Genomic DNA, 6,006 nt, shown 5'->3' with positions numbered 1-6,006 from the left:
GAAGCAGTCATCTATTCTATTGAGCTGCTTAAGAAGAAGGGCTTTGTTGAATACAAAACAGGTATGGCTCTAAAAGCAGGAGATAAGATATACCGTAACAATCGCGGCAAAGCTGTTCTTGCAGCCGTTATAGGTACAGCGCCAATCAGGGACGGCATAAGGCTCTGCGCAGCGCATATTGACTCTCCGAGGCTTGATCTTAAGCAGAATCCGCTTTACGAGGATACAGAGCTTGCGCTCTTCAAGACACATTATTATGGAGGTATAAAAAAGTATCAGTGGACTACGATACCGCTTGCACTTCACGGTGTTATGATAAAGGCAGACGGTACTAGCATACCAGTGAATATCGGAGAGGATGAGGACGACCCGGTATTCTGTGTTACAGACCTTCTTCCACATCTTGCATCTGTACAGATGCAGAAGCCTCTTTCAAAGGGGATTACTGGAGAGCAACTCAATATCCTTATAGGGTCCCGTCCTTTCAAGGAGGATGAAGAAAGCGGTTCGGTAAAGCTGAATATCATAAATATACTTTATGAAAAATATGGTATCACTGAGGCTGATTTTATATCATCAGAGCTTGAGGCAGTACCTGCCTTCAGAGCAAAGGATATCGGCTTTGACAGGAGCATGATAGGCGCTTATGGTCATGATGACAAGGTTTGTGCATATACTGCGCTTATAGCTACATCAGAGTGTAAAAAGCCAAAGCATACAGTTGTTACTATTCTAACTGACAAGGAAGAGACAGGAAGCGATGGCAATACCGGTCTCAGGTCTTCATATCTTGAATATTTTGTTGCAGATATCGCAGAGACACTCGGTTCTGATGTAAGAACTGTTTTGTCTGCTTCCGAGTGCCTCTCAGCTGACGTAAATGCGGCTTACGATCCTACATTCCCCGAAGTAAACGAGAGAAACAACAGCGCATATATCAACAGGGGCGTTGTTATCACTAAATATACTGGCGCACGCGGTAAGGCAGGCACCTCTGACGCATCTGCTGAGTATACTGGACGTATCAGACGTCTTATGGACTCTAAGAAAGTAGTATGGCAGACTGGTGAACTCGGAAAGGTAGATGAAGGCGGCGGTGGAACGGTAGCTGCTTATATAGCAAATCTCAATGTGGATACTATCGATCTAGGAGTCCCTGTTCTTTCTATGCATGCTCCTTATGAAATTGTATCAAAAATGGATACTTATATGGCATACAGAGCATTTGAGGTATTTATGGCAGACTAAAGCTACTATAGTCTTATGCGTAACATACGCATTAATTATTCGGTATTCTATTTTATTACTTATTAGAGAAAAAGTCGTAGAGAAGCATAGTTTGCTTTTTTACGACTTTTTCATGCATAATATTTTGTTTCCAAATGTTTTTCAAATTATTACCAAGATGTAAATTGCTTACTTAAATTATCAGTAATCAAATATACATATAAAGAGATATATATTTTATATTTGCATTATATAGCCCTCTATGCTATAATAATTTATGGAAAGTCATTCTTTCATAAATGACAATCTCATATCCCCTTATTAAGAATGAGAACCTCCCCCCTAATGGCTCTCATTCTTTTTTTCTAAAAACAAGCCCCGACCGTAACTGCTGTTATGGTCGGGGCATATTTTATATTTCAAGTCCTTCTATCTTATCTGCATACTCATAAACAGTACGTACACAGTCAACAATAAGCGAGTTGTTTTCACTTGCCTTACGGTAGATTATCATGTCGCGGTTAAGGTTATTCGCATAAGAGCATTTTCTAAGAACAAGGTTGTTGAATTTGAGAATGCTCTGATTCATGGGAGCTACCCACATATAAGCGTCCTTTACTGTTTTCAGCATACTTATCTGTGTGCCTCTGTCGTATATAAATATCCTTTTCGGTGACCTTTTTTCGTCGTAATCCTGATTTATGGAAGCTCGTCTCACCATTTCAGGTTCATCGTCCCCGTGGATTATCTCAGGATATTGAGAAAGTAGTTCAAAGGGGATATCTTCATATTTTGCAAGCGGATGCTCTGACTTCATTACTATCTGAAGGGGAAACTCCATTACAGTTTTACCGATAAGATTCCTAGCTTTCAGGCGGCTTTCAATCATTTCTGCATAAGTACTTGGTACACGTATAAAGCCAATATCATATTTTCCAGCGCATATATCTTCCATGACCTTTGCAGTACTTGTCTCCATTACGTGGACTTCTATTTTGTCGGTCTTTTCAGAGTAATCGCTTATTAGCTTTCCGATAGCAGAGGTAGCATAGGTTGAACGTGCAGAAGCAACCTTGAGTTTTAATTCATTTTCGGGAGTCTGAGCATAGTCTCTTTCAAGACTTTGCATTTCGTCAACTATAGTCTGAGCTCTTGCAAGAAATTCTTCTCCCTCGGGAGTAAGTATCATACCATTAGGAGAACGATTGAAGATCTGTATTCCCAGAGATGTTTCAAGTTCCTTAAGAGCAATGCTTATATTAGGTTGTGCCTGATAAAGCTTTTTTGCAGCCTTTGTAATACTTCCTTCTCTTGCTACAGCGATGACATATTCAAGCTGTTGAATTTTCATAAAAATACCTACCTTATCTTTTAACAGTATTTTATATTACTATTGTATCACTTTTTAGCTGAAAAATCAAGACATAAATTGCAGTTAATTAAATAAAACTTTTCCAGCTTAAAATACGTTCTTTCATTTCGGATATTCCGAGAATTCCAAAGGCAAAACCTTTCTTTACAAGTACAGCTGGCAGGAATTCGTCGTATTTTTCGAATACAGGAACTTCTCTGTCGTAAACTAGCTCCATTGGGCTGAATTCCTTTTCAGCTTCCTCTGCAAGAACGGAAAAGAACTCTTCGGGAGAGACTTTCATAGTGAACTGTATATAAAACGGTCTTGAAGAATCCATTCCTTTAAGCCCAAGACGGTCCGAACATTTAAGTTTAAGGAAGCGTTCAAGAGCCAAAAAAGCATATGTACCAAGCCATGGCAGGAGACACCACATGTTACCGCCGAGACATATAAGAGGTGATTCAGTAACTCCTGAATTTCTTGCGGTCTGACGAGCCTGAGCAAGCCTTCCCATTGCATTTTTCATAAGGTATGGATAGCTTTTGTCCTCACGGAGTACCTCTTTCATACGCAGAAGTATCTTTGTATTTATATCGCCGGGGCAGTCTCCGAAATATGCAGGAACTTTACCTTTTATCTGTTCGCAATAAACCAACCTGCGCTTATGATCAACCTCTTCTACTATCCATACATGACCGGCAATGGCTATCTTTTCACCGGCAGGAGGCGGCATTACTATAGTTCCGAGCTCTTGAGAACCCCACCTTACCGTGTATTCCTCGTTTTCCTGAAATACAGCATAGAATTTGAAGCTGTTGACTATCCTTTCGCCTGCCAAACCTACAATGAGTCCACCGTTTTCTGTGCGCTGGATATGATCTGTCTCAATGAGATGGCGCAGCAGTATCCTGTAATCATCTTTTGTTATTCTATGGAAATATTTTAGAGTAAGTACACGTGAAGCAATTTCTGCAGGCGTAAGCTCCCCGCATGAGGCAAGTGTGCTCATGGTCTGGTGATAGAGGAGACTAAAAGGCAGACGGTTGAGTATTGGTGGCTCTACCCAGCGATCTTCGATATAAACTTGTATAAGTGCTATGCCTTGGAGAAGCTTCCACGGAATAGTTTCAGGTAACATTGAGCGAGGCTCGGGAAGTTCCTCACGTATCACGAACCACATTTCTGGTGGCAGGTCACGCCTTCCAGTCCTTCCCATTCTTTGTAGAAATGAGGAAACGGTATAGGGAGCGTCTATCTGAAAAGCACGTTCAAGACGACCAATATCAATTCCAAGCTCCAGGGTGGCAGTGGTGCAAGTAGTCATGAAAACATCTTCGTCCTTCATTGCTTCCTCTGCGGTTTCGCGATATGCTGCAGAGAGGTTGCCGTGATGTATTAGGAAACGGTCGGGTTCATGCTTGGCCTCACAGTAAGAGCGTAGAGTAGTTGTGACAGCCTCGCATTCCTCGCGTGAATTCACGAAAATAAGGCACTTTTTACCTCTTGTATGCTCGAAGATATATCCAATTCCGGTGTCTGCGTTTTCAGGGGCAGTGTCAGTTTTTTCATCAAGAACAGGAAGAGCATCAGCTGTATCCTTCTCGATTGTCTGATTCTGCTGGCTTATGTAGAAATGCTCCATTGAAAGCCGCCATTTAACGCCTTTGTTTTCTATCTTTGGTATGACCGTGCTTCGCTCTGAGCCGTAAGCAAGGAACTCTCCTGCCGCAGTCGGATCGCCGATAGTTGCAGACAGACCTATCCTACGCGGATTAACTCCTGCCAATTTACAAAGCCTTTCAATGAGGCATATAGTTTGTCCGCCTCGGTCGCCGCGCATAAGGGAGTGTATCTCGTCTATAACTATGAACTTGAGGTCACCGAACAGCTTGGGTATGAGTGCATGTTTCCTGAGTAGCATAGCTTCAAGGGATTCGGGAGTTATCTGCAATATTCCGGAAGGATTTTTCAGCATTTTATTCTTGTGGGACTGCGCAACGTCTCCATGCCAGTGCCACACAGGGATATCAGCTTCTTCGCAAAGAGCGTTTAACCTTGAGAACTGGTCATTTATAAGAGCTTTCAGCGGTCCTATATATATTGCGCCTACAGAACGGGGCATATCTTCCGTAAACAGAGTAAGTATAGGGAAAAAGGCTGCTTCTGTTTTTCCAGATGCAGTTGATGCGGTAAGGAGAACATTTTCGTCCGTATTGAAAATAGCGTCCCCTGCCGCTGCCTGTATAGCTCTCAGGGATTCCCAGCCGCTGCGATATATGAAATCCTGAATAAATGGAGCGTATCTATCAAAAATACTCATAAATTATATCCTTATATCTCAAATTCAGCAAATTCTTCTTCGGACGTAGAAGCGTCAGAGCTGGTAGCTGTCATAACAGTTCCTGAGGAGATAAGCTCGCTTATATTTATTTGTGGATTCTGATAGATTATATCGAGCAGCTCTATAAAGTCGCGGATTACCTCTCGGGGCGTTATGTGACTGTCCGAGCCAATACGGCTGAATTCAAGCTTAATAAAGCTTATCATGTCCTCCTGAGTTATCCTTTGCTGATATTCAAAAAGCTGAGCGTGTATATCTGACAGCTTTTCAGTCAGTACAAGCATCTCCTCATATGTGAGAGGGGACAGATGTATAACAGGCGCGAGCATATCCTTTAAGCCTTCACGTCCGAAGCGTCCTTCTGCAAGCCTTGAACGGAGCGCTTCATAACTATAGACTCCCCGTCGTGTATCTTCGATACACTGAGGAGTTCCACCCATGATTATGCCTATGTATTTAGCCTTGCCCTGTAAGGTATCGTTGTACATGGTCAGTATCTTTTCATAGTTGTACTGACGGGTTATGCTGTTGGGGATCTTGTATATGTTAACAAGCTCATCCACAAGAACGAGCATACCGCTGTAGCCTGCCTTTTTCAGAAACATTGCAAAAAGCTTGATATATTCGTACCAGTCGTCATCGGTAATGATTATATTGATGCCAAGCTGCGCCTTTGCTTCGGATTTTGTAATGAATTCTCCACGGAACCACTGTACCACTTTTGCTTTTTCATCATCGTTGCCGGTGACAGAAGCGCGGTAATAAATAGTAAGGAGTTTTGCAAAATCAAAGCCATGCACCATTTCACTGAGTGAATTTATGACCTCGAATATATTCTTTTCAACAGCCTTTTGAAATTCCGTAGAGTCGACAGGCAGCCCGGTTTCAGCTGCGGTTTCAGTCTGAACACCGCTTATCCAGCGGTCGAGTATAAGAGTCAGCGCACCGCCGTCAGGGCGCGTCTTTGTGGACATATTTTTCATAAGTTCTTTGTATGTGGAAAGTCCCTGACCCTTTGTGCCCTGAAGGCGGCGTTCTGGGGATAGGTCTGCGTCAACGACTACAAAGTTCCTGTCCATTACAT

4 protein-coding genes are annotated in these 6,006 nt (G+C 42.5%); 1 reads left to right on the top strand and 3 read right to left on the bottom strand.

Features of this window, described 5'->3' with window-relative positions; genetic code table 11:
* On the top strand, positions 1 to 1,248 hold a 1,248-nt coding region (locus J6U00_RS13740), incomplete at its 5' end, for an aminopeptidase (protein ID WP_296582750.1).
* A gap of 391 nt (positions 1,249 to 1,639) precedes the next feature.
* Here the strand turns inward: J6U00_RS13740 and J6U00_RS13735 are convergent.
* The 3 genes from J6U00_RS13735 to J6U00_RS13725 all read right to left on the bottom strand — a co-directional run.
* Positions 1,640 to 2,578 carry a LysR family transcriptional regulator gene (locus J6U00_RS13735; RefSeq protein WP_296582748.1) on the bottom strand — a complete coding sequence of 313 codons (939 nt, stop codon included), beginning with the start codon at positions 2,576 to 2,578 and terminating at the stop codon, positions 1,640 to 1,642.
* Positions 2,579 to 2,666: 88 nt separating this feature from the next.
* Positions 2,667 to 4,901 carry a DEAD/DEAH box helicase gene (locus tag J6U00_RS13730; protein WP_296582747.1) on the bottom strand — a complete coding sequence of 745 codons (2,235 nt, stop codon included), beginning with the start codon at positions 4,899 to 4,901 and terminating at the stop codon, positions 2,667 to 2,669.
* An 11-nt stretch (positions 4,902 to 4,912) separates the two neighbouring features.
* Positions 4,913 to 6,006, bottom strand: a 1,094-nt coding sequence (locus J6U00_RS13725; RefSeq protein ID WP_296582744.1) for an ATP-binding protein, incomplete at its 5' end; no start/stop codon positions are given.

Source organism: Ruminococcus sp. (assembly GCF_017650195.1).
In the GTDB taxonomy this organism is placed as follows: Bacteria; Bacillota; Clostridia; order Oscillospirales; family Ruminococcaceae; genus Ruminococcus.
The sequence above is the reverse complement of the archived record's forward strand: the minus strand, read 5'-3'. Positions and strand labels throughout refer to the sequence as shown.